16 protein-coding genes and 1 pseudogene are annotated in these 18,625 nt (G+C 75.4%); 10 read left to right on the forward strand and 7 right to left on the reverse strand.

Annotation, left to right across the window (positions count from 1 at the left end; translation table 11 throughout):
• Positions 1-19: 19 nt before the first annotated feature.
• A complete protein-coding gene (locus I003_RS31450; RefSeq protein WP_486584082.1) occupies positions 20-1,240 on the reverse strand; it encodes a sensor histidine kinase in 1,221 nt (406 codons plus the stop codon).
• A gap of 184 nt (positions 1,241-1,424) precedes the next feature.
• On the opposite strand from I003_RS31450, the gene I003_RS0104490 reads away from it, so the two are divergent.
• The 6 genes from I003_RS0104490 (at position 1,425) to I003_RS0104515 (ending at position 7,885) form a co-directional block, all read left to right on the forward strand.
• Positions 1,425-2,246 (forward strand): TIM barrel protein, encoded by an 822-nt coding sequence (locus I003_RS0104490; RefSeq protein WP_027770414.1) that lies wholly within the window; start codon positions 1,425-1,427, stop codon positions 2,244-2,246.
• A 109-nt stretch (positions 2,247-2,355) separates the two neighbouring features.
• Positions 2,356-3,270, forward strand: coding sequence for a 2-hydroxy-3-oxopropionate reductase (locus I003_RS0104495; protein ID WP_027770415.1), 915 nt, complete (start codon positions 2,356-2,358; stop codon positions 3,268-3,270).
• 256 nt (positions 3,271-3,526) lie between these two features.
• On the forward strand, positions 3,527-4,285 hold the full coding sequence (locus I003_RS0104500; RefSeq protein WP_027770416.1) for a hypothetical protein: 759 nt from the start codon (positions 3,527-3,529) through the stop codon (positions 4,283-4,285).
• A 116-nt stretch (positions 4,286-4,401) separates the two neighbouring features.
• On the forward strand, positions 4,402-5,919 hold the full coding sequence (locus I003_RS0104505) for a histidine kinase (RefSeq protein WP_027770417.1): 1,518 nt from the start codon (positions 4,402-4,404) through the stop codon (positions 5,917-5,919).
• Between the two features lie 235 nt (positions 5,920-6,154).
• Positions 6,155-6,856, forward strand: coding sequence for a response regulator transcription factor (locus tag I003_RS0104510; protein ID WP_078563731.1), 702 nt, complete (start codon positions 6,155-6,157; stop codon positions 6,854-6,856).
• Between the two features lie 24 nt (positions 6,857-6,880).
• Positions 6,881-7,885 (forward strand): MsnO8 family LLM class oxidoreductase, encoded by a 1,005-nt coding sequence (locus I003_RS0104515; RefSeq protein WP_027770419.1) that lies wholly within the window; start codon positions 6,881-6,883, stop codon positions 7,883-7,885.
• Between the two features lie 13 nt (positions 7,886-7,898).
• Here I003_RS0104515 and I003_RS0104520 read toward each other — a convergent pair whose 3' ends face one another.
• From I003_RS0104520 to I003_RS0104530, 3 genes are read right to left on the reverse strand one after another with little or no spacing between them, the layout of a single operon-like run.
• On the reverse strand, positions 7,899-8,648 hold the full coding sequence (locus tag I003_RS0104520; protein ID WP_027770420.1) for an MBL fold metallo-hydrolase: 750 nt from the start codon (positions 8,646-8,648) through the stop codon (positions 7,899-7,901).
• A gap of 28 nt (positions 8,649-8,676) precedes the next feature.
• On the reverse strand, positions 8,677-10,293 hold the full coding sequence (locus I003_RS0104525) for an AMP-binding protein (RefSeq protein WP_027770421.1): 1,617 nt from the start codon (positions 10,291-10,293) through the stop codon (positions 8,677-8,679).
• On the reverse strand, positions 10,290-11,963 hold the full coding sequence (locus I003_RS0104530) for an AMP-binding protein (protein ID WP_027770422.1): 1,674 nt from the start codon (positions 11,961-11,963) through the stop codon (positions 10,290-10,292). The genes I003_RS0104525 and I003_RS0104530 overlap by 4 nt, the downstream gene beginning before the upstream one ends.
• Before the next feature lie 132 nt (positions 11,964-12,095).
• On the opposite strand from I003_RS0104530, the gene I003_RS0104535 reads away from it, so the two are divergent.
• On the forward strand, positions 12,096-12,950 hold the full coding sequence (locus I003_RS0104535) for a helix-turn-helix domain-containing protein (RefSeq protein ID WP_027770423.1): 855 nt from the start codon (positions 12,096-12,098) through the stop codon (positions 12,948-12,950).
• A 26-nt stretch (positions 12,951-12,976) separates the two neighbouring features.
• Here the strand turns inward: I003_RS0104535 and I003_RS0104540 are convergent, their stop codons facing one another.
• Entirely contained in the window at positions 12,977-13,324 is a 348-nt protein-coding gene (locus tag I003_RS0104540) for a VOC family protein (RefSeq protein WP_027770424.1), read from the reverse strand.
• 223 nt (positions 13,325-13,547) lie between these two features.
• Here I003_RS0104540 and I003_RS0104550 point away from each other — a divergent pair, with 223 nt between their 5' ends.
• From I003_RS0104550 to I003_RS0104560, 3 genes are all read left to right on the forward strand, one after another.
• Complete coding sequence (locus tag I003_RS0104550; protein ID WP_027770425.1) at positions 13,548-14,714, forward strand: N5-glutamine methyltransferase family protein; 1,167 nt, start codon at positions 13,548-13,550, stop codon at positions 14,712-14,714.
• A gap of 276 nt (positions 14,715-14,990) precedes the next feature.
• On the forward strand, positions 14,991-15,341 hold the full coding sequence (locus I003_RS0104555; protein ID WP_486584083.1) for an SAV_915 family protein: 351 nt from the start codon (positions 14,991-14,993) through the stop codon (positions 15,339-15,341).
• A gap of 665 nt (positions 15,342-16,006) precedes the next feature.
• Positions 16,007-17,068, forward strand: coding sequence for an endonuclease/exonuclease/phosphatase family protein (locus tag I003_RS0104560; protein ID WP_486584084.1), 1,062 nt, complete (start codon positions 16,007-16,009; stop codon positions 17,066-17,068).
• A gap of 82 nt (positions 17,069-17,150) precedes the next feature.
• On the opposite strand, the gene I003_RS0104565 is transcribed toward I003_RS0104560, so the two are convergent.
• Positions 17,151-18,323 carry an XdhC/CoxI family protein gene (locus I003_RS0104565; RefSeq protein ID WP_027770428.1) on the reverse strand — a complete coding sequence of 391 codons (1,173 nt, stop codon included), beginning with the start codon at positions 18,321-18,323 and terminating at the stop codon, positions 17,151-17,153.
• Between the two features lie 30 nt (positions 18,324-18,353).
• Positions 18,354-18,623, reverse strand: a pseudogene (locus tag I003_RS0104570) (NCS2 family permease); the annotation flags it as partial.
• Positions 18,624-18,625 lie beyond the last annotated feature (2 nt).

An 18,625-nucleotide genomic window follows, 5' to 3' on the forward strand; every position in this document is an offset into this window, starting at 1 on the left:
GTGTCTCCGTTCCCCGGGCTCAGGGTCCCGGCACGCCCCACCGGACTCCGTCTCCGGGCGCCGGCTCGTACGGCAGCCGGGCCCTCACCCGGTAGCCGCCGACGGCCGTCGGGCCCGCGTCGAGTACGCCGCCGTACATGGCGGCGCGTTCGCGCATGCCGACGAGTCCGTGGCCGCCGCCCGTCCGCGCACGCCGGTCGGGTGCGGCGCGGCCGTCGTCGGTCACCTCGATCCGTACGTCCTTCCCGTCGGCCTCGACGTCGACGCGGCACGTCGCCACCCCGGCGTGCTTGACGACGTTGGTCAGCGACTCCTGCGCGATGCGGTAGACCGACAGGCCCACGCCCGCGGGCACGTCGCCGAGCCCGCTGGTCGTCAGCTCCACCGCGACGCCCGCCTCCCGTACCCGGTCGGCGAGCGCGCCGAGGCCGCCGACGCTCGGCGTCGGGCCGAGGTCGGAGGAGTCCGGGAAGGGGTCGGTGTCGACCCGCAGCAGCCGCAGCATGCTGCGCAGTTCGGCCAGCGCCTCACGGCTGACGGACTCGATGGCCCGCAGCGCGTCGGCGACCTCGGCGGGCCGCTCGGCGGCCACGTGGTTGGCGACCGACGCCTTCACGGCGATGAGGCCGATGCTGTGGGTCACGACGTCGTGCAGTTCGCGGGCCACGCGCAGCCGTTCGCCGGCGACGGCCCGCAGCGCCAGCTCCTCCGCCGCCCGGGCCGCGGCCAGCCGCCGGTCCCGTATCAGGCGGCCGGCGATCCAGGCGGCGGCGGGCAGCAGCGCGGCGAAGCCGAGTGTCCGCGGGTGCGCGGGTGCGTCGCCCGGGAGCGCGGCGGCTCCCAGGCACAGCGGGCCGCCGGCGAGCGCTGCGGCCACGACGCCGGCGGGCACGTCGCGGCGCGGCCGGGTGAGCGCCACCGGGTAGAGGGTGTACGCGACGGCCGCGAACCCCGCCGCGCCCCAGCCGAGCGGCCATGCCGTCACCGCGACCGCCAGGCTCGCGCAGCAGGCGGGCAGCGGGTATAAGCGGCGCAGCGCGGGCGCGACGGCCGTGGCCGCGGCGACGGTGGCGACGAGCCAGACCGGTGCGTGCCCGCGTCCGGGCAGCGGCGCGAGCGCGGTGAGCACCGTCAGGCCCGCGAACCCGGTGGCGGCGATCAGATCCGGCGGCACCACCCGGCCGCGCCGCCGCGGTCGGTGGTGCCGTGCTGTGTCCCCGTCGCTTCCGTCGCTGCGCACGGGAGGACCATAGGGGGCACCGGGTGCCATGCGCCTCCTCCCCAAGTAGGTCATCCTCACGCACGATAGGCGCGGCAGCACGGTCGGTGACGTTGCCGGGCCTTGACAGTGCTCGCACCGAACCGTCAGCATTTCCGTTATCCAGAATGAGATTTCCGAAGTACGAAAGGGCCGCGCATCGCTCATGGGCTTCGGCAACCAGCGCTTCACCGTGAACCTCTCGATCCTGTTCACCGAGCTTCCGCTGCTCGAACGACCGGCCGCGGCGGCCGCCGCCGGGTTCGACGCGGTCGAGATGTGGTGGCCCTGGCCCGACGCGCCCGTCCCCGACCCTGCGGAGCTGGACGCCCTGCGGAAGGCTCTGGACGAGGCCGGTACCCGGCTGACCGGGCTCAACTTCTACGCCGGCCGGTTGCCGGGACCCGACCGCGGCGCGCTCTCCGTACCCGGCGCGGAGTCCGAGCGGTTCCGCGCCAACCTCGACGTGGCCGCCGGCTTTGCCGCCGCCACCGGCTGCACCGCGCTCAACGCCCTCTACGGCAACCGCGTCGAGGGCGTCACCGCCGCCGAACAGGACCTGCTGGCACTGCAGAACCTGGTGCGCGCCGCCCGCGCGGCCGACCGGGCCGGGGCGGTCCTGCTGATCGAGGCGCTCAACGCACCCGAGTCCCCGCACTACCCGCTGCTCGACGCGGCGGCGGCGGTCGCGGTGGCCGACAGGGTCGACGCCGCCTCCGGCCTCGGCAACGCCCGCTTCCTGATGGATCTTTACCACCTCTCGATGAACGGCGCGGACCTGGAGCAGGTCATCGACGACCACGCGGCCCGCACCGGCCACGTCCAGATCGCCGACAACCCCGGCCGCGGCGCCCCCGGCACCGGCACGCTGCCGCTGGCCGCGCTGCTGGACCGGCTTGCCGCGGCCGGGTACGACGGTCACGTGGGCCTGGAGTACAAGCCGGGCGACCGGCCGAGCGCCGAGACCTTCGGCTGGCTCCCCCGCTGACCCCCGTCCCCCCGTCCCCCCGTCCCCTGCCGTCCGTCGTCGGTCATCCCCCGAACGCGCCGTCCGCCCGGCCCCGCGCACTGCGGCCAGACCAGAAAGGCACGACCCCATGACCACCGATTCCCCTGCCCCCGGCGCCGGCCGGCCCGCGATCGCCTGGATCGGCCTCGGCATCATGGGCTCGCCCATGTCCGAGAACCTGATCGCGGCGGGCTACCAGGTCACCGGCTACACCCGGGAGCAGGACAAGCTCGACCGGCTGGCCGAGGCCGGCGGCACGGCCGCGGGCTCGATCGCCGAGGCCGTCGCCGACGCGGACGTGATCATCACGATGGTCCCCGCGTCGCCCCAGGTCGAAGCCGTCGCGTACGGGCCCGAAGGCATCCTGGCGCACGCCCGGCGCGGCGCGCTGCTCATCGACATGTCCTCGATCACCCCCCAGACCTCCGTGGACCTGGCGAAGAACGCGGCCGAACGCGGGATCCGGGTGCTCGACGCCCCGGTCTCGGGCGGCGAGGCTGGGGCGGTCGAGGCGGTGCTGTCCCTCATGGTCGGCGGCGAGCGGGACGACTTCGAGCGGGCCCGGCCCCTCTTCGAGGCGCTGGGCAGGACGATCGTGCACTGCGGCCCGCACGGCGCCGGCCAGACGGTCAAGGCCGCCAACCAGCTGATCGTCGCGGCCAACATCCAGGCCTGCGCCGAGGCCGTGGTCTTCCTGGAGAAGTCCGGCGTGGACCTGCGGGCGGCGCTCGAGGTCCTCGGCGGCGGCCTGGCCGGCTCCACCGTGCTGGCCCGCAAGAAGGACAACTTCCTCAACCGCGATTTCCGGCCCGGTTTCCGCATCGACCTGCACCACAAGGACATGGGCATCGTCACCGACGCCGCCCGGAACGTCGGCGCGGCGCTGCCGGTCGGCGCGGTCGTCGCCCAACTCGTCGCCGCCCTGCGCGCGCAGGGCGACGGCGGCCTGGACCACTCCGCGCTGCTGCGCGGCGTGGAGCGTCTCTCCGGCGGCGGGGTCTGACCCGTACGGCACGAAGACGGCGAGCGGAGGCCCCCGTCCCCGGGACGGGGGCCTCCTGGTGACGGGGGCGGCGACGGCGGCGACGGCGACGGCCTGGAAATCCTCCTTCGTGAGGATCTCCACCGCCGTCTCGGAAGTGTGATTTCGCTCTTCGGAAGCAACCCAGAAGCGGGGCGAGTCGGCGTCAAGAGCCGGATGCGTGAGGGATGCTGGAGTGCGGAACCCACCACGCGGCCCCGAACCAGGAGCATGTCCCATGCCAGAGAGCGTGCCGGTGCGCTGCCCGGCCTGCCGGCGCGAGCACGCGTACACCCCGGGCACGTTCCCCTGCGCCTGCGGCGCCCCGCTGACGCTGCCGCTGCTGCGCGGCGGGGTGCCGGTGGAGCTGAAGCACCGCACGTGGCGCGACTCATGGGTGACCGTGTGCTGTCCCGTCTGCGACCGGCGCGACGAGTGGCCGCGGCCGGAACTGTCGTGCGACTGCGGCGCGGTGGTACGGCTGCCGGTGGCCGCCGCGCGGTCCCGCCGCCCCCGCCCTTCGCCACCCGCACCGCCGGCCCCGCCCGCACCGGCGACCGCGCCGGCCGCGCCCGGCCCTCCCCGCCCGGCGGCGGCGCCCCGGCGGCCGGCGTTCCGGCCGGTGACGATCCGCAACACCGGCGACGCGGTCACGGCCGCCGCGCAGTACCTGCGCTGGCTGGGCTTCACCGACCTGGTGAAGAACGAGGACCGGCCCGCCTCCGGCGTCGACGTGCGCGGCGCGGGCGTGGTCGCCCACGTCGACCCGACCACGACGCCCACGGCGCTGCGGGACGTCGAGTGTGTGTGGCTCAGCGGCATGAACGCCTCGGCGCTCGCCGTCTTCTTCTCCCTCGCCGGCTACACCCGCGAAGCCCGCACCCGGGCCGACGAACTGCGCCTGCCGCTCTATGTGATGGACCTCACGGGCACCCCGCAGCCGGTCAACGACCCGGGGGACGAGCTGATCCGCACGGGCGCCGCGCCGCGGGGCTGAGGGAACGGCCCGCGGCGGGCGACCAAAGTATGCGGCCGGGCCGCCGCGGTCGTCCGAAGGTCTCGGCGCCGCCCGCGCGGGTCCGGCCGCGGGCGGGCGGACGTAGATTGGCCGGTATGCCCCGTGCCGCCCCCGAGCCCCGCGCCGGCAGCTCCCGGCGGGCCCGGCTCACCGACGCCGGCCTCGTCCTCCTCGCCGGGGCCTTCTCGTTGCTGTCCGCCGACTCGACGCTGCCCCAGGACGGCCAGGGTGTTTCGGGGAACGTGCTCGTCGCCGAGGCCGTGGCCGCCGGCGCGGCCTGCCTGGCGCTGCCGCTGCGCCACCGGTGGCCCGTGCCCCTCGCGGTGACGATGCTCGTCGCCGACTCCTTCGGCCACTTCTTCATCGGCCCGACGCTGGTGGCTCTCTTCACCGTCGCGGCCCACCGCCCGCTGCGTACCACCGGCTGGATCGCGGCCCTCGTCCTCGTCCGGCTCGTCGGATTCCTCGCCACCACCCCGGACCCGGAGGATCCGCGGACGACCGCGGGGGTGGCGTACTTCTCCCTGGTCACGGCGGCCATGGCCTGGGGACTCTACCGGCGCTCGCGCCACCAGCTCATCGCCTCGCTGCGGGAGCGCGCCGAGCAGGCGGAGGCCGACGCGGCTCTGCGCGCGGAGCAGGCGCAGCGGCGGGCGCGGGAGGAGATCGCGCGGGAGATGCACGATGTGCTGGCGCACCGGCTGTCGCTGCTGAGCGTGCACGCGGGGGCGCTGGAGTTCCATCCGGGCGCCCCGCCCGCGGAGGTCGCCCGCGCGGCGGGGGTGATCCGGGACAGCGCGCACGAGGCGCTGCAGGATCTGCGGGACGTGATCGGCGTGCTGCGCGCCCCCACGGGTGCGGGCTCCGGTCCGGCCGCCGGGCGCCCGCAGCCGACGCTGCGGGACGTGGACCGGCTGGTGGCCGAGGCCCGTGAGTCGGGCATGCGCATCGCGTACGCGGCGGACGCCGCCGCACCGGAGTCGGTCGCGGCGGCGACCGGGCGCACCGCCTACCGCATCGTGCAGGAGGGGCTGACGAACGCCCGCAAGCACGCGGCGGGCACGGAGGTGACGGTGACGCTGACCGGTGGCCCGGAGTCGGGGCTGACGGTGGAGGTGAGCAACGCGCTGCCGCCCGGAAGCGGGGAAACGGGGCCGGACGGGCGCGGCGCACGCGCCGCGACGGCCGGACAGCCGTGGCCGGGCCCGGGTGCCGCCGCGTACGGCGGGCGCGGGGCGAGCGGCCGGCGCCCGGCCCCGCCCCGGAACGGCCGGCCCCCGGCCGGCGGACAACCGGCCGGACGACGGGGCCCCGAGGCCGGCGGGAGCAGCCGGCCGGCCGGGGACGGCACGCCCGGCGCCGGCCGGCCCGCGGTGTCCGCCCTCGCGGCGAAACCGCGGAGCGCGGGCGGCCACGCAGACGCGCCGGGCGCGGTGCCGGGGCCCGGCGACCCGGTCGGCGGCTCCGGCCCCATTCCCGGGGCCGGTCAAGGGCTCGTCGGGCTCGCCGAGCGCGCCGCGCTGGCCGGGGGACGACTCGCGCACACGGCCGGGGCGGACGGTTTCCGCCTGCGCGCCTGGCTTCCCTGGGACCGCCCGGCCCCTGCGGAGTGAGGCCCCGGCCCGGCGGGGCCGGTCCCGACGGCACACGGCACCGTCGCTACCCCGGACGGTGATGCGGCGCCCGGCGCGGGCGATCCCCGGGGAGGAGCCGTCCCCGCGGGGGCCCGGCCGGTCGGGCCCGGCAATGCGGCGGGGACCCGTACGGACTCCCCCACAGCGCGCGGCTCGCGCGTGCGGTACCCGGGGACGCGGGCACCATGTGCCGGACAGGGCCTAGGGTGGGCGCGTGCCCGACCAGACCGCCGATCCCGCCGCCCGCATCAGCGTCCTTCTCGTCGACGACGACCCCCTGGTCCGGTCCGGGCTGCGGCTCATGCTCGGCGGGGCCGGCGACATCGACGTCGTGGGCGAGGCGGCGGACGGCAGCGAGGTGGCGGCGCTCGTGGCCGCGCACGAGCCCGGCGTCGTGCTCATGGACATCCGCATGCCGCGGGTCGACGGCCTCGCCGCCACGGAGGCGCTGCGGCGGCGCGCGGAGCCGCCGGAGGTGCTGGTGCTGACGACGTTCCACACCGACGCGCACGTGCTGCGCGCCCTGCGCGCGGGCGCCGCGGGGTTCGTGCTCAAGGACACCCCGCCGCGGGAGATCGTCGCCGCCGTACGCAAGGTCGCCGCCGGCGAGCCCGCGCTGTCGCCGGCGGTGCTCCAGCAGCTCATCGCCCAGGTCTCCGGTGCCGACACCGGCGGGCCGGGGGCGGCCCGGGAACGCGCCCGCGACCGCCTCGCCGCGCTCGGTGAACGGGAGCGGGAGGTCGCCCTCGCGGTCGGCCGCGGCCTGTCGAACGCGGAGATCGCCGCCGAGCTGTACATGAGCGTGCCCACCGTGAAGACCCATGTGTCGCGGATCCTCACCAAGCTCGACCTCAACAACCGCGTGCAGATCGCCCTTCTCGTCCACGACGCCGGGGAGTCGGCCCGGGAATCCTGAGCCGGCCACGGTGTTGTACGGATCATGGACATCCCTCTCTCCGTGCTGGACCGGTCGCTGCGGCGCAAGGGCCAGGACCCGGCGGACGCGCTGCGCGGCACCGTGCGCTTCGCGCGGCGGGCGGAGGGGTTCGGCTTCCGCCGCTTCTGGGTCTCCGAGCATCACAGCGTCCCGGGCGTCGCCGGCTCCGCGCCGACCGTGCTCGCCGCCGCCGTCGCCGCGGCCACGTCCACCATCCGGGTCGGCACCGGCGGCGTGATGCTGCCCAACCACCGGCCGCTGGTGGTCGCCGAGCAGTTCGGGGTGCTGGGGTCGCTGTTCCCGGAGCGGATCGACATGGGCCTCGGCCGCTCGCTGGGGTTCACCGACGGCATCCGGCGGGCGCTGGGCCACGGCGTGGCGGACGCGGAGGACTTCGGGGCGGCGCTGGCGGAGCTGCTGGGGTGGTTCGCGGGCGCGCAGCCGTCGTATCCGGGAGTGCACGCCGTACCCGCGGAGGGGCTGCGCGTGCCGGCATACGTGCTGGCGGTCGACGGCGGCGCCGACATCGCCGCCGCATACGGGCTGCCGCTGGTGATCGGCGCGGGCCGGCGCCCGGAGAAGATGCTGCGGGCCGTCGAGCGCTACCGCGAGGCGTTCACGCCCTCGGCGCAGGAGGCCCGGCCGTACGTGATCGTGGCGCTCGCCGCCGCGGTGGCCGACTCCGCCGACCGGGCCGCCGACCTGCTGCTGCCGGAGGCGTGGGCGACGGTCTGGTCGCGCACCCGCGGGGAGTTCCCGCCACTGGAGCACGCGGCGGAGATACGGGCCCGCACGCTCACCGAACGCGAGGCCCGCTATCTGGACGAGGCCCGCATGTCGCAGGTGTCCGGCACCGGCGCACAGGTCGCCGCCGCCCTCGGCGACCTGGTCGCCCGCAGCGGCGCCGACGAACTGCTGGTCTCCCTGCACACCCCTGACGAGGACGCCAGGCTGGAGTCCTTCCGGCGGCTGGCGGAGCTGAAGATTCCGGCGCCCGCGGCGGGTTGACGCCGGGTTCGCCTCAGAGTTCCACCGCTTCGCCCGGCCGCGGCAGCCGCAGCCGGTGCCCGAGGCCCGCCGCCTCGAAGGCGGCCACCAGCGAGTCGGCGCCCTGCGTGAAGTGCCCCCAGTGCTCGAAGTGCAGCGGCACCACGTCGTGCGCCCCGAGCGCCGCCGCCGCGGCGGCGGCGTGTTCGCTGGTCAGCGTGGCGTGCGCGGAGCCGAGCAGCGGGGTTTGCGCGGCGCCGGCGAAGAGCACGGCGATGTCCACCGGGCCGAGCCGGGCGGCGATCGTACGGACCACGTCGAGCGAGGCGTTGTCGCCGCTGACGTAGACCGTGGGCAGCGCCTCGCCGGTGAGCACGAAGCCGGTGACCTCGCCCGTCACGTGCTCGCTGCCCGGCGGGCCGGGCAGCGCGGGCACGGCGGTGACGCGGACGGGCCCGATCTCGTACGACTCCCACGCCGGCAACGCCCGCACCGGCCCGCCCAGCCGCTCCGCCGCGGACCCCGTGGACAGCACCAGCGGTGCCGCGGCGGCACACGCGCGCCCGGCCCGGTCGAAGTTGTCGGGGTGCTGGTCGTGCGAGAGCAGCACCGCGTCGACCGGGCCGAGGTCGGCCGCCGCCAGCGCCGGGCCCGCGGTCTTCACCAGCCGCCGGCCGCCGGCGAGGTACTCGCCGGGCGGGTCGAACGTCGGGTCCGTCAGCAGCCGGACCCCACCGAGCCGGAGCAGCGCGGTGGGGCCGCCGACGTAGTGCAAGATCGTCATGGCAGTGCCAAGGACCCGCGGGCCACCGCTATTCCGCAGCACTGAACTGCTCCCGCAGCTCGACCTTCCGCACCTTCCCGCTGACGGTCATCGGGAACTCCTCCATGATCTGCACATGCCGCGGGATCTTGTAGTGCGCGAGCCGGTTCTCGCAGTAATGGGCGAGTTCGCGCCGGGAGAGCCCGTGCTGCGGATCGCTGAGGATCACGCAGGCGAGGATCTCCTCGCCGTACTTCTCGTCCGGCACGCCCACCACCTGCACGTCGGCGATCTTGGGGTGGGTGTGCAGGAACTCCTCGATCTCGCGCGGGTAGACGTTCTCACCGCCCCTTATGATCATGTCCTTGATCCGGCCGACGATCTCCACGCAGCCGTCCGCGCGCATCCGCGCGAGGTCGCCGGTGTGCATCCAGCGGCCGGCGTCGATCACCTCGGCGGTGCGCTCGGGCTGCTCCCAGTAGCCCTGCATGACGCTGTAGCCGCGGGTGCACAGCTCGCCCGTGGCACCGCGGGGCATGGTCACGCCGGTGACGGGATCGACGACCTTGACCTCGATGTGCGGCAGAACGCGGCCGACGGTGGCGGTGCGGCGCTCCAGGTCGTCCTCGCGCCGGGTCTGCGTGGCGACGGGGGAGGTCTCGGTCATGCCGTAGCAGATCGTCACCTCCGCCATGTGCATCTCGCTGACCACCCGCTTCATCACCTCGACCGGGCACGGCGAGCCGGCCATGATGCCGGTGCGCAGCGACGTCAGGTCGTACAGGGCGAAGTCGGGCAGGGCCAGTTCGGCGACGAACATGGTGGGCACCCCGTACAGGGAGGTGCAGCGCTCCTGTTCGACGGCCGCGAGGGTGGCGGCGGGATCGAAGGAGGGGCCCGGGATGACCATGCACGCGGCGTGGCTGGTGGCCGCGAGATTGCCCATCACCATGCCGAAGCAGTGGTAGTACGGGACGGGGATGCAGACGCGGTCCTGCTCGGTGTAGCCCAGCGTCTCGCCCACGAAGAAGCCGTTGTTGAGGATGCTGTGGTGGGAGAGGGTCGCGCCCTTGGCGAAGCCGGTGGTGCCGGAGGTGTACTGGATGTTGACCGGGTCGTCGCAGGACAGCAGCGCCTCACGCTCACGGACCCGCTCCGGGGGCACCGTGCGGCCGGCCTCGATCAGCCGGCCCCAGCCCGCGTCACCGATGTAGAAGACGTTGCGCAGGGCCGGGCAACTGCCGCGTACCTGCTCGACCATCCGGCGGTAGTCGCTGGACTTGTGCGTCAGCGAGGCGACGAGCAGGGAGATGCCGGCCTGGTTGAGGACGTACTCCAGCTCGTGCACCCGGTAGGCGGGGTTGATGGTGACCATCACCGCGCCGATGCGGGCCGAGGCGTACTGCACGAGCACCCACTCCGGGCAGTTGACCGCCCAGATGCCGATCCGCTCGCCCTTGGCGACACCGCGGGCGAGCAGCCCGCGTGCCACCTCGTCGACGGCGGCGCCGAACTCCGCGTAGGTCCAGCGGCGCCCGGAGGGCACGTCGACCAGGGCCTCGCGGTCGGGGTGGGCGGCGATGGCGCGGTCCAGGTTGGCACCGATGGTGTCACCCAGCAGCGCTGTGGTGCCCGTGCCGCCGGTGTAGGACGGCTCTGCGGTCATGTGTGGTCCTCCTCGCGGTACTCGTCGGCGGATCCGGCCGCGGTCGCCTCGCGCAGTTGCACGCGGCGGATCTTGCCGGAGACGGTCTTGGGCAGATCGGCGAACTCCAGCCGCCGGACGCGCTTGTACGGGGCGAGCACCGCGCGGGAGTGGGCGAAGATCGCCTTCGCCGCGGCGGGGCCGGGCTGCCAGCCGGCGGCGAGCACGACGTACGCCTTGGGCACGGCGAGCCGCAGCGGGTCGGGGGCGGGCACGACGGCGGCCTCGGCGACCGCCTCGTGCTCCAGCAGCGCGCTCTCCAGTTCGAAAGGACTGATCTTGTAGTCGCTGGCCTTGAAGACATCGTCGCTGCGGCCGATGTACGTGACGTAGCCCTCGGCGTCGCGGGCGCCGATGTCGCCGGTGCGGTAGTAGCCGTCGGCCATGGCCTCGGCGGTGCGCGCCGGGTCGCCCTCGTAGCCCGTCATCAGGCCCACGGGGCGTGCGGTCAGGTCGAGGCAGATCTCGCCCTCGTCGGCGGGCTTGCCGCTGACGGGGTCCAGGAGCACGACGTCGTATCCGGGAGTGGGACGGCCCATGGAACCCAGCTTGACGGGCTGCCCGGGGGAATTGGCGATCTGCACCGCCGTTTCGGTCTGGCCGAAGCCGTCGCGGATGGTCAGGTTCCAGGCCCGCCGGACGGCCTCGATGACCTCCGGATTGAGGGGCTCACCTGCGGCGACGACTTCACGCGGCGGGGTGGTGAGACCGCTCAGGTCGGATTGGACGAGCATCCGCCAGACGGTGGGCGGGGCGCAGAAAGTTGTCACCCCTCCGCGGTCCATGGCGGCGAGCAGCGCGCCGGCGTCGAAGCGCGTGTAGTTGTACAGGAAGACGGTCGCCTCGGCGTTCCACGGCGCGAAGAGGTTGGACCAGGCGTGCTTGGCCCAGCCGGGTGAGGAGATGTTCAGGTGGACGTCGCCCGGGCGGATGCCGATCCAGTACATCGTCGCCAGATGGCCTACGGGGTACGAGACATGGGTGTGCTCGACGAGCTTGGGGAGGGCGGTGGTGCCGGAGGTGAAGTACAGCATCAGGGTGTCGTCGGCGGCCGTCGGGCCGTCGGGGGTGAAGTCCGCCGGGGCCTCGTAGGCGTCCTCGTACGCGAGCCATCCCGCCCCGCTTCCGCCCACGGAGATGCGGGTGTAGTCGCCGGGCACGTCGGCGAACTTGCCCTCGTCGGCGGCCCGTACGAGCACGTGGCGGGCCCGGCCGCGCTCGATGCGGTCGGTGAGGTCCGCCGGGCCGAGGAGCGGCGTGGCGGGGATGACGACGGCGCGGAGCTTCATCGCGGCGAGCGCGGTCTCCCACAACTCGGCCTGGTTGCCGAGCATGACGACGATCCGGTCACCGGCGCGCACGCCCCGCGCGCGCAGCCAGTTCGCCACCCGGTTCGACCGCTCGCTCATGCGAGTGAAGCTCAACCGGGTCTCGCTGCCGTCCTCCTCCACGATGTGGAGGGCCGTGCGCTCGTTGCCCGCGGCGATGGCGTCGAACCAGTCGAGTGCCCAGTTGAAGCGCTCCGGCCTGGGCCAGGAGAAGCCGGCGCGGGCGGCCTCGTAGTCCTCTCTCCGCCGCAGCAGAAAGTCCCGTGCGGACCGGAAGTCCGCGGTCGGATTCGATGCCGTCACATGTCCTCCTCGTACGGCGGCGGCTCGCTAGCATCGTGCTGCGAGTGACGTACGCCTCACTACCCCCATACGGGGGTGCCCTCCCGCCGGCCCGGGCCGGCGGTCCCCGTCGGCTTCAGGGAGCGAGCGACAATGCCGGAGACCGTGGACGCAGCGGAGGTGCGCGGCGCGCTGGCGCGGCTGCGCCGGGGCGGCGGCGTGCCCGTCGCGTTCGGCGGGCTGCTCACGGACGGCGGCCGAAAGCTGCGGATCAGCGAGCTGAGCGGGACGGTGACACTGTCCCTGCAGGGACTCGGGGTGGCCACGGGCAACGGCCTCGGCGGCAAGGCCATCGCCTTCTCCCGGCCCTGCGCGGTCACCGACTACACCACGTCCCGCGCCATCAGCCACGAGTACGACGGCCCGGTGGGCGCCGAGGGGCTGCGCTCGGTGCTGGCGGTGCCCGTCGTCGTACGCGGCCGGGTCCGTGCCGTGCTCTACGGCGCCCTGCGCGACTCCCTGCCGCTGGGCGACCGGACACTGACCGCGGCGGTGGAGACGGCGCGCCATCTGGAGCAGACCCTCGCGGTGCGCGACGAGGCCCGCCGGCTGCTCGCCGTCGCCACGCCCACGGCGCAGCGGGCGGCGGACCCCGCGGCCTGGGAGAACGTCCGCACCGCGCACCGCGACCTGCGCACGCTGGTGCCGCGTATAACCGACGAAGGGCTCCGCGCGGAACTGCTGTCGCTCTGCGACCGGCTGGCCGCCGCGGCCGTCACCGTCGCCCCGCCCGCCACGGCCGGACCGGACCGGGCCGTCCTGGCGCCGCGGGAACTGGACGTGCTGGCGTGCGTGGCGACCGGTGCGACGAACGCCGCTGCGGGCGAGCGGCTGGGGCTGCGGCCGGAGACGGTGAAGAGCTACCTGCGCTCGGCGATGCGCAAGCTCGGCGCGCACACCCGGCTGGAGGCGGTCACCTCCGCACGCCGGGCGGGGCTGCTCCCGTAGCCGCGGACGTCCTGCCGGGGGCGCCGTCACCGGTGCGCGACGACGTTGACCACCTGCCCGTTGGGGTCGCGGACGAAGAACCGCCGCACACCCCACTCCTCCTCGCTCAGCGGGTGCACGATCTCCGCACCCGCGGCACGCATCGTCTCGTAAGCCCCGTCGACGTCCGTGACCTCGATGCTCATGTCCGGCTCCACCGGCGCGGAGGCGTCCCGGTCCATGAAGATCAACTGCGCGGTGGGGTTGCCGGGCGCGGCCAGCGCCATCACCCACCCCAGGTTCATCACCTCCTCGAAGCCGAGCTGCCGGTAGAACTCGCGGCTGGCCTCGAAGGACTCGGTCTTGATGTCGGGTACGACCCTCCTGATGCCCATGCCGCGGAGGCTACCCGCCGCCGGTGACAACGCCACCGCGCGCGGGCGGGGCGCGCGCGTCGCCGGACGCGCGCCGGGAGCGCCGGGGGGCGTCGGGGGCGCACATGTCCGGCATGCCGCGCACCGCCGCGCAGGCGCGGCCGTCCGCGCGCGTCCGGGGGCGCATGGCAGCACGCACCTCCCCGAGGGAGACGTCACGGCGGGCACGCGGGAAAATGGAACCGTGGCAGAACATCCCCACCTGACCTGGATCGCGGACGGGCGCGCGCGGACCGCCCGCTGGTACGCCGCGGGCGGCACCCCGCCGCCGCGGCGAGTGGTGCCCGCGGACGACCGGATGTGCGCCGATATCGCGTACCGGCTGGTGTGCGAGGGCACGGCGGTCCTGTGGCAGGGCGACTACCACGGCGGACGCCAGCTCCTCGCCGCGCTCGGCCGCCGCATCGACCGCCGCTCGGCCCGCCGGGGCCGGCGGCCGGCCGCGCCGGCGGGCGGCCGGGCGACCGGCCCGGCGGACGCCTTTCACCGGCACCGGCAGGCCCAGGGCCACCGGGCCCGCGTCCTCGGCATGCTGCTCGTCCCCCTCGAACCGGGCCCGAAGGGCCCGGCCGTGCCGCTGCGGCGGGCGCCCGACGTGGGCGGGGCGGTGGCCGGGGCGTACGGTCCGGTGACCGAGCCCGGTGCGGTGGCGCTGCGCGAACTGCTCGGCGCGGTGGGAGCGCACGAGTGGCGCCGCAAGGGCGTGGACATACCGGCGCTGGGCGCCCGGGTGCACCCGCACTACGGGGTGTTCTCCCCGGTGCGCGGCGAGTACGTCGACCTGGTGGCCGAGGCGCCGCTGCCGTCGAAGTCGCTCGCGTTCGACGTGGGCACCGGGACCGGGGTGCTCGCGGCGGTGCTGGCGCGCCGCGGGGTGGAGCGGGTGGTCGCCACGGACACGGACCCGCGCGCGCTGGCGTGCGCGCGCGACAACGTCGGGCGGCTGGGGCTGGCCGAGCAGGTGGAGGTGGTGGAGGGGAACCTCTTCCCGCCGGGGCAGGCGCCGCTGATCGTCTGCAACCCGCCCTGGCTGCCCGCCAAGCCGACCTCCGCGCTGGAGCACGCCGTCTACGACCCCGGCGGCGGGATGCTCCGCGGCTTTCTCACCGGTCTCGCGGCCCGTCTGGAGCCGGGCGGCGAGGGCTGGCTCGTCCTGTCCGACCTGGCCGAGCACCTGGGCCTGCGCAGCCGCGCGGAGCTGCTGGCGGAGATCGAGGCGGCGGGCCTGCGGGTGGCGGCCCGGCACGACACGCGTCCGCGCCATCGCCGGGCGACCGACCCGTCCGACCCGCTGCACGCGGCGCGGGCGGCGGAGGTGACGTCGCTGTGGCGGCTGACGGCGGCGGCATGAGGCGCACGCCGGCCGCGAACGGGCCGCCGTGCCGGGTCGCCTGGCATACGGACCGACGGCCCCGGGCGTGCGGGCGGCCCTGAGGTGAACGGATGGCGCACGCCGGGCGCGGTGGCCTGGAATCAGGGCTCCTGTCCGGAATGTGGACCCTGTGCGCCCCTTCCGGCCACCGCCCCGGCCAGGCTGACCAGCCGCTGTTCCAGGTGGTTCCCGTGGGGTCGTCTCGCATGACGGAACGCAGGTGCCGCCGGGGGCGGGGCCCCGTACCGTCATCATGTGGACACCTCCGGACACGCCCTCACGCCCCGTCAGCACGCTCAGTTGTACGTTCCCGTGCGGGACGGAGGGAGCGGAGTGCGGCTGCGGATGTTCCGCACGCCGCTGGGCACGCGCACGGCGGTGGCCTTCACCAGCCGGGCGGCGTTGGTCCGCGCGCTCGGTCCCGAGCACAAGTGGGTCCGCATCGGGGAGCCGGCGCTGCGCGCGCTGACCGCGCCGCTGGGCATATTCCGGATCACCGTCGACCCCCTGCTCACCGCACGCCGGCCCTACGTCCACCACCACGCGGATCCGCGGCCGGAATGCACGCCGCGGTCCCCGGCTCCCCCGCAGCCGGCGGCCCGCTGACGGGCCCTCGTCTCCGCCCCGCGCGCCGCGTCGCCCCGTAGCTCCTGACGGCCGCCCGCGCCGGCATCTCCGGTACCCCCGCCGCCTCCGCTCGGTCTGCGTCCGCTCGCCGCGCGTCGGCGGCACGTACGTCTCCAGGTCCGTCGTCGCCGGACCACGGCACCGGTAAGGGAGTCGGCGCCGCGGTCGAGCAGCAGTCGCCGGGCCGGGAGAGCACGGATGAGGCAGCGGGTGGGGAGGGTGGCGGGTCCGCAGGTCGTCGTCATGCCGGCCACGCCACGGGCCGTTGCGAACAGTTCCTGTCCTCAGGACGGGGACACCGACGGGCTGAGAGGATCGGGCGGGTACGGAGACGACAGGGGACGACGGTGGCGACGCTCGACGGACGACGCGGGAGCGCCGGCGGCGGAGGCGGGGACGCGCAGGCGGCGTCCGGCCGCGACGCCCGCGCGGACGCGGGGAGCGCCCGGCGCGGGAACACGGCCGGTGCCGCGGACCGGACGGACTCGCGAGGAAGCGGTGACCTGCGGGCGCCTGCGGAGCGCAACGGTCACGCGGCTGCCGCGGCCCCACCGCACACCGCCGCCGGGGCCCCCGGCACGGACGGCGGCACCGGCGGCCGGGCGGCCGGCGTTGCCCGGCCCGCCGGGGATACGGCCGCACCCGTGGAGACCGGAGATCCGCACGGCGCGACGGAGTCCGCGGGGCCCGCCGATGCCAAGGACACCGAGGACCCCGCCCCCGCGCGACGCGGTGACGTCCCCGTCCGGCGGCGGGCGACGCGTCGCCTGCGCGTCGTGCTCGGCGTCACCGGAGGGCTGCCCCTGCTCGTCGTCTCCTGCGTACTCGCGTTCCGGGCCGGCGGCGGTGACGGTGTGACGCCCCTGCCGCAGCTTGCCGCCTTTCTGCCCTGGCTGCTCGTGCCCGGCGGTACCGGGCTGCTGCTCATGGCGCTCGCCCGCAGTCGCGCCGGCATCGTGTGGGCGCTCGTCGTGCTCGGCGCGACCGCGTGGTTCGTACGGCCCTACGAGTCCGCCGCCGATCCGCCGTCCTCGCCGCCCGTGGCCGAGTTCCGGCTCCTCACCGCCAATCTCAGGTTCGGCGACGCCACCCCCGCCCTGCGGGACGCGCTGCTCAGGTACGAGCCGGACGTCGCGCTGGTGCAGGAGTGCGACGCGCGCTGCGTCGATGCCCTGCGCGCTCCGGCGCTGCGGGCCGCGTACCCGTACCGCGTCGTCGACGCCGGCGATCCCGCCGAGGGCTCCGCCGTTCTCAGCAGGTACCCGCTGACCGAGGAGCCCGGCGTGCGCGGCACGTTGTCGATGCCCGCGGCCACCGCGCGGATCGCCGGTGAGCGGGTGCTGCTGCAGGTCGTGCATCCGATGCCGCCGACGCCCGGGTCCATGGACGCCTGGCGCACCGAACTCGGGCGCCTCCGCGACGCCGCCGCCGCGCGCGGCATCGTGCCCACCGTCTTCGGGGGCGACTTCAACGCCTCGCAGGACCACGAGGCGTTCCGCGACATCCTCGACACGGGCCTGCGCGACAGCGCGATGCTGCTCGGCCGCTCCCGCACCCCCACCTGGCCCGCGTCGACGGCGCCCCTCTTCGGCGCCCAGATCGACCACGTCCTGGTGAGCGACCGGCTGAGCCCGGCGGGCATCGCGTTCCCGGAGCTGGCCGGCACCGACCACCGCGCGGTGCTCGTGGAACTGCAGGTGCGCTGAGCCGTGGCCGGCACCGGTCCGCGTGGACCGTGACGCCCGGGCCACGGGGGCGCCTTCCCTACGGCCCGACGGCCCGACCGGTTCAGGCCACGTCCCCCATCCGACCCGGCGCCCGTGGCTCCGGGTGGATCGGCGTGTGCGCCCCCGTCAGCGGCACCCCCGTGCCGCCCCGGCGGGCCGCGACGATCTCGCCGGCGATGGAGACCGCGACCTCTTCCGGGGAGCGGGCGCCGAGGTCGAGGCCGATCGGCGAGCGCAGCCGGGCGAGTTCGAGGTCGGTCACGCCCGCCTCGCGCAACCGCCGCTTGCGGTCCAGGTGCGTACGGCGCGAACCCATCGCGCCGACGTAGGCCACGGGCAGCCGCAGCGCGGCCGTCAGCAGCGGGACGTCGAACTTGGCGTCGTGCGTGAGCACGCAGAGCACCGTGCGCCCGTCCAGCTCCCCCGCGGCCAGCGCGTCGGCCAGGTATTCGTGCGGCCAGCGCACCGCCACCTCGTCCGCCTCCGGGAACCGGCGGGCGGTGGCGAAGACCGGGCGGGCGTCGCAGAGGGTGACGTGGTAGCCGAGGAACTTGCCCATGCGCACGAGCGCGTGGGCGAAGTCGATCGCGCCGAAGACCACCATCCGCGGCGCCGGCACGCTCACCTCCACCAGCAGCGTCACCGGCTCCCCACAGCGCGCGCCCTCGGCGCCGACCTCCACCGTGTCCGTACGCCCGGCGTCGAGCAGGGCGGTGGCCTCGGCGGCGGCGGTGCGCTCCAGCGCGGCGCCGTCCCAGTCGGGCAGGTCCGGCAGCGGGCCCGCGAAGCGGCCCTCGTACGTGCCGTCGGGGCGCACCAGCAGCGCCTGGCCGAGCAGCGCGTCCGGGCCCCGGACCACCCGGGCGACCGCCGCCGTCCCGCCGTCGGCGGCGGCGGTCAGCGCGGCACGGAGCACGCCTCCGGCCGGGACCGGCGTGACGAGGATGTCGATCTCGCCGCCGCAGGTGAGGCCCACCGCGAAGGCGTCCTCGTCGGAGTAGCCGAACCTCTCCAGCACCACCTCACCGGTCTCGACGACCTCCCGGCACAGCTCGTACACCGCGCCCTCGACGCACCCGCCAGACACGCTGCCGACCGCCGTGCCCTCGGCGTCCACCGCCAGCGCGGCGCCCGGGCCGCGCGGCGCGGAGCCGCTGGTGCCCACGACGGTGGCGACGGCGAAGGGTCGGTCCTCCGCGCACCACCGGACGAGGTCGGCAGCGATGTCCAGCATGCTGATCAGCTCCTCCCAAGGCCGCTGGTCCTATTTGACACCCCTCCGCTGCTCGATCGGGTGAAGCGCGAAGAAGACGATGAAGACGGCGGTCAGAACCCACGGGAAGGGACCCGGTTCACGCCACTTCTCCTGCGCGGCCCCGATCGCCGTGTACGAGACGACGCCGGCGGCGACGTCCGCCGTGAGGGAGTACGCGAACGGCATCAGCACGACCGTGAGGAGGACCGGCACGGCCACGCCCCGGTCCGCCCAGTCCACGTGCCGGGCGTTCGCCGTCCTCATGGCGCCGACGACGACAG

The organism is Streptomyces sp. CNQ329 (assembly GCF_000482585.1).

What these genes read in the sequence shown, in the direction of transcription:
- I003_RS0104490 (WP_027770414.1), top strand. Translation starts at nt 1,425, where the DNA reads ATGGGCTTCGGCAACCAGCGCTTCACCGTGAACCTCTCGATCCTGTTC.
- I003_RS0104495 (WP_027770415.1), top strand. Translation starts at nt 2,356, where the DNA reads ATGACCACCGATTCCCCTGCCCCCGGCGCCGGCCGGCCCGCGATCGCC.
- I003_RS0104500 (WP_027770416.1), top strand. Translation starts at nt 3,527, where the DNA reads ATGCCAGAGAGCGTGCCGGTGCGCTGCCCGGCCTGCCGGCGCGAGCAC.
- I003_RS0104505 (WP_027770417.1), top strand. Translation starts at nt 4,402, where the DNA reads ATGCCCCGTGCCGCCCCCGAGCCCCGCGCCGGCAGCTCCCGGCGGGCC.
- I003_RS0104515 (WP_027770419.1), top strand. Translation starts at nt 6,881, where the DNA reads ATGGACATCCCTCTCTCCGTGCTGGACCGGTCGCTGCGGCGCAAGGGC.
- I003_RS0104520 (WP_027770420.1), bottom strand. Translation starts at nt 8,648, where the DNA reads ATGACGATCTTGCACTACGTCGGCGGCCCCACCGCGCTGCTCCGGCTC.
- I003_RS0104525 (WP_027770421.1), bottom strand. Translation starts at nt 10,293, where the DNA reads ATGACCGCAGAGCCGTCCTACACCGGCGGCACGGGCACCACAGCGCTG.
- I003_RS0104535 (WP_027770423.1), top strand. Translation starts at nt 12,096, where the DNA reads ATGCCGGAGACCGTGGACGCAGCGGAGGTGCGCGGCGCGCTGGCGCGG.
- I003_RS0104540 (WP_027770424.1), bottom strand. Translation starts at nt 13,324, where the DNA reads ATGGGCATCAGGAGGGTCGTACCCGACATCAAGACCGAGTCCTTCGAG.
- I003_RS0104565 (WP_027770428.1), bottom strand. Translation starts at nt 18,323, where the DNA reads ATGCTGGACATCGCTGCCGACCTCGTCCGGTGGTGCGCGGAGGACCGA.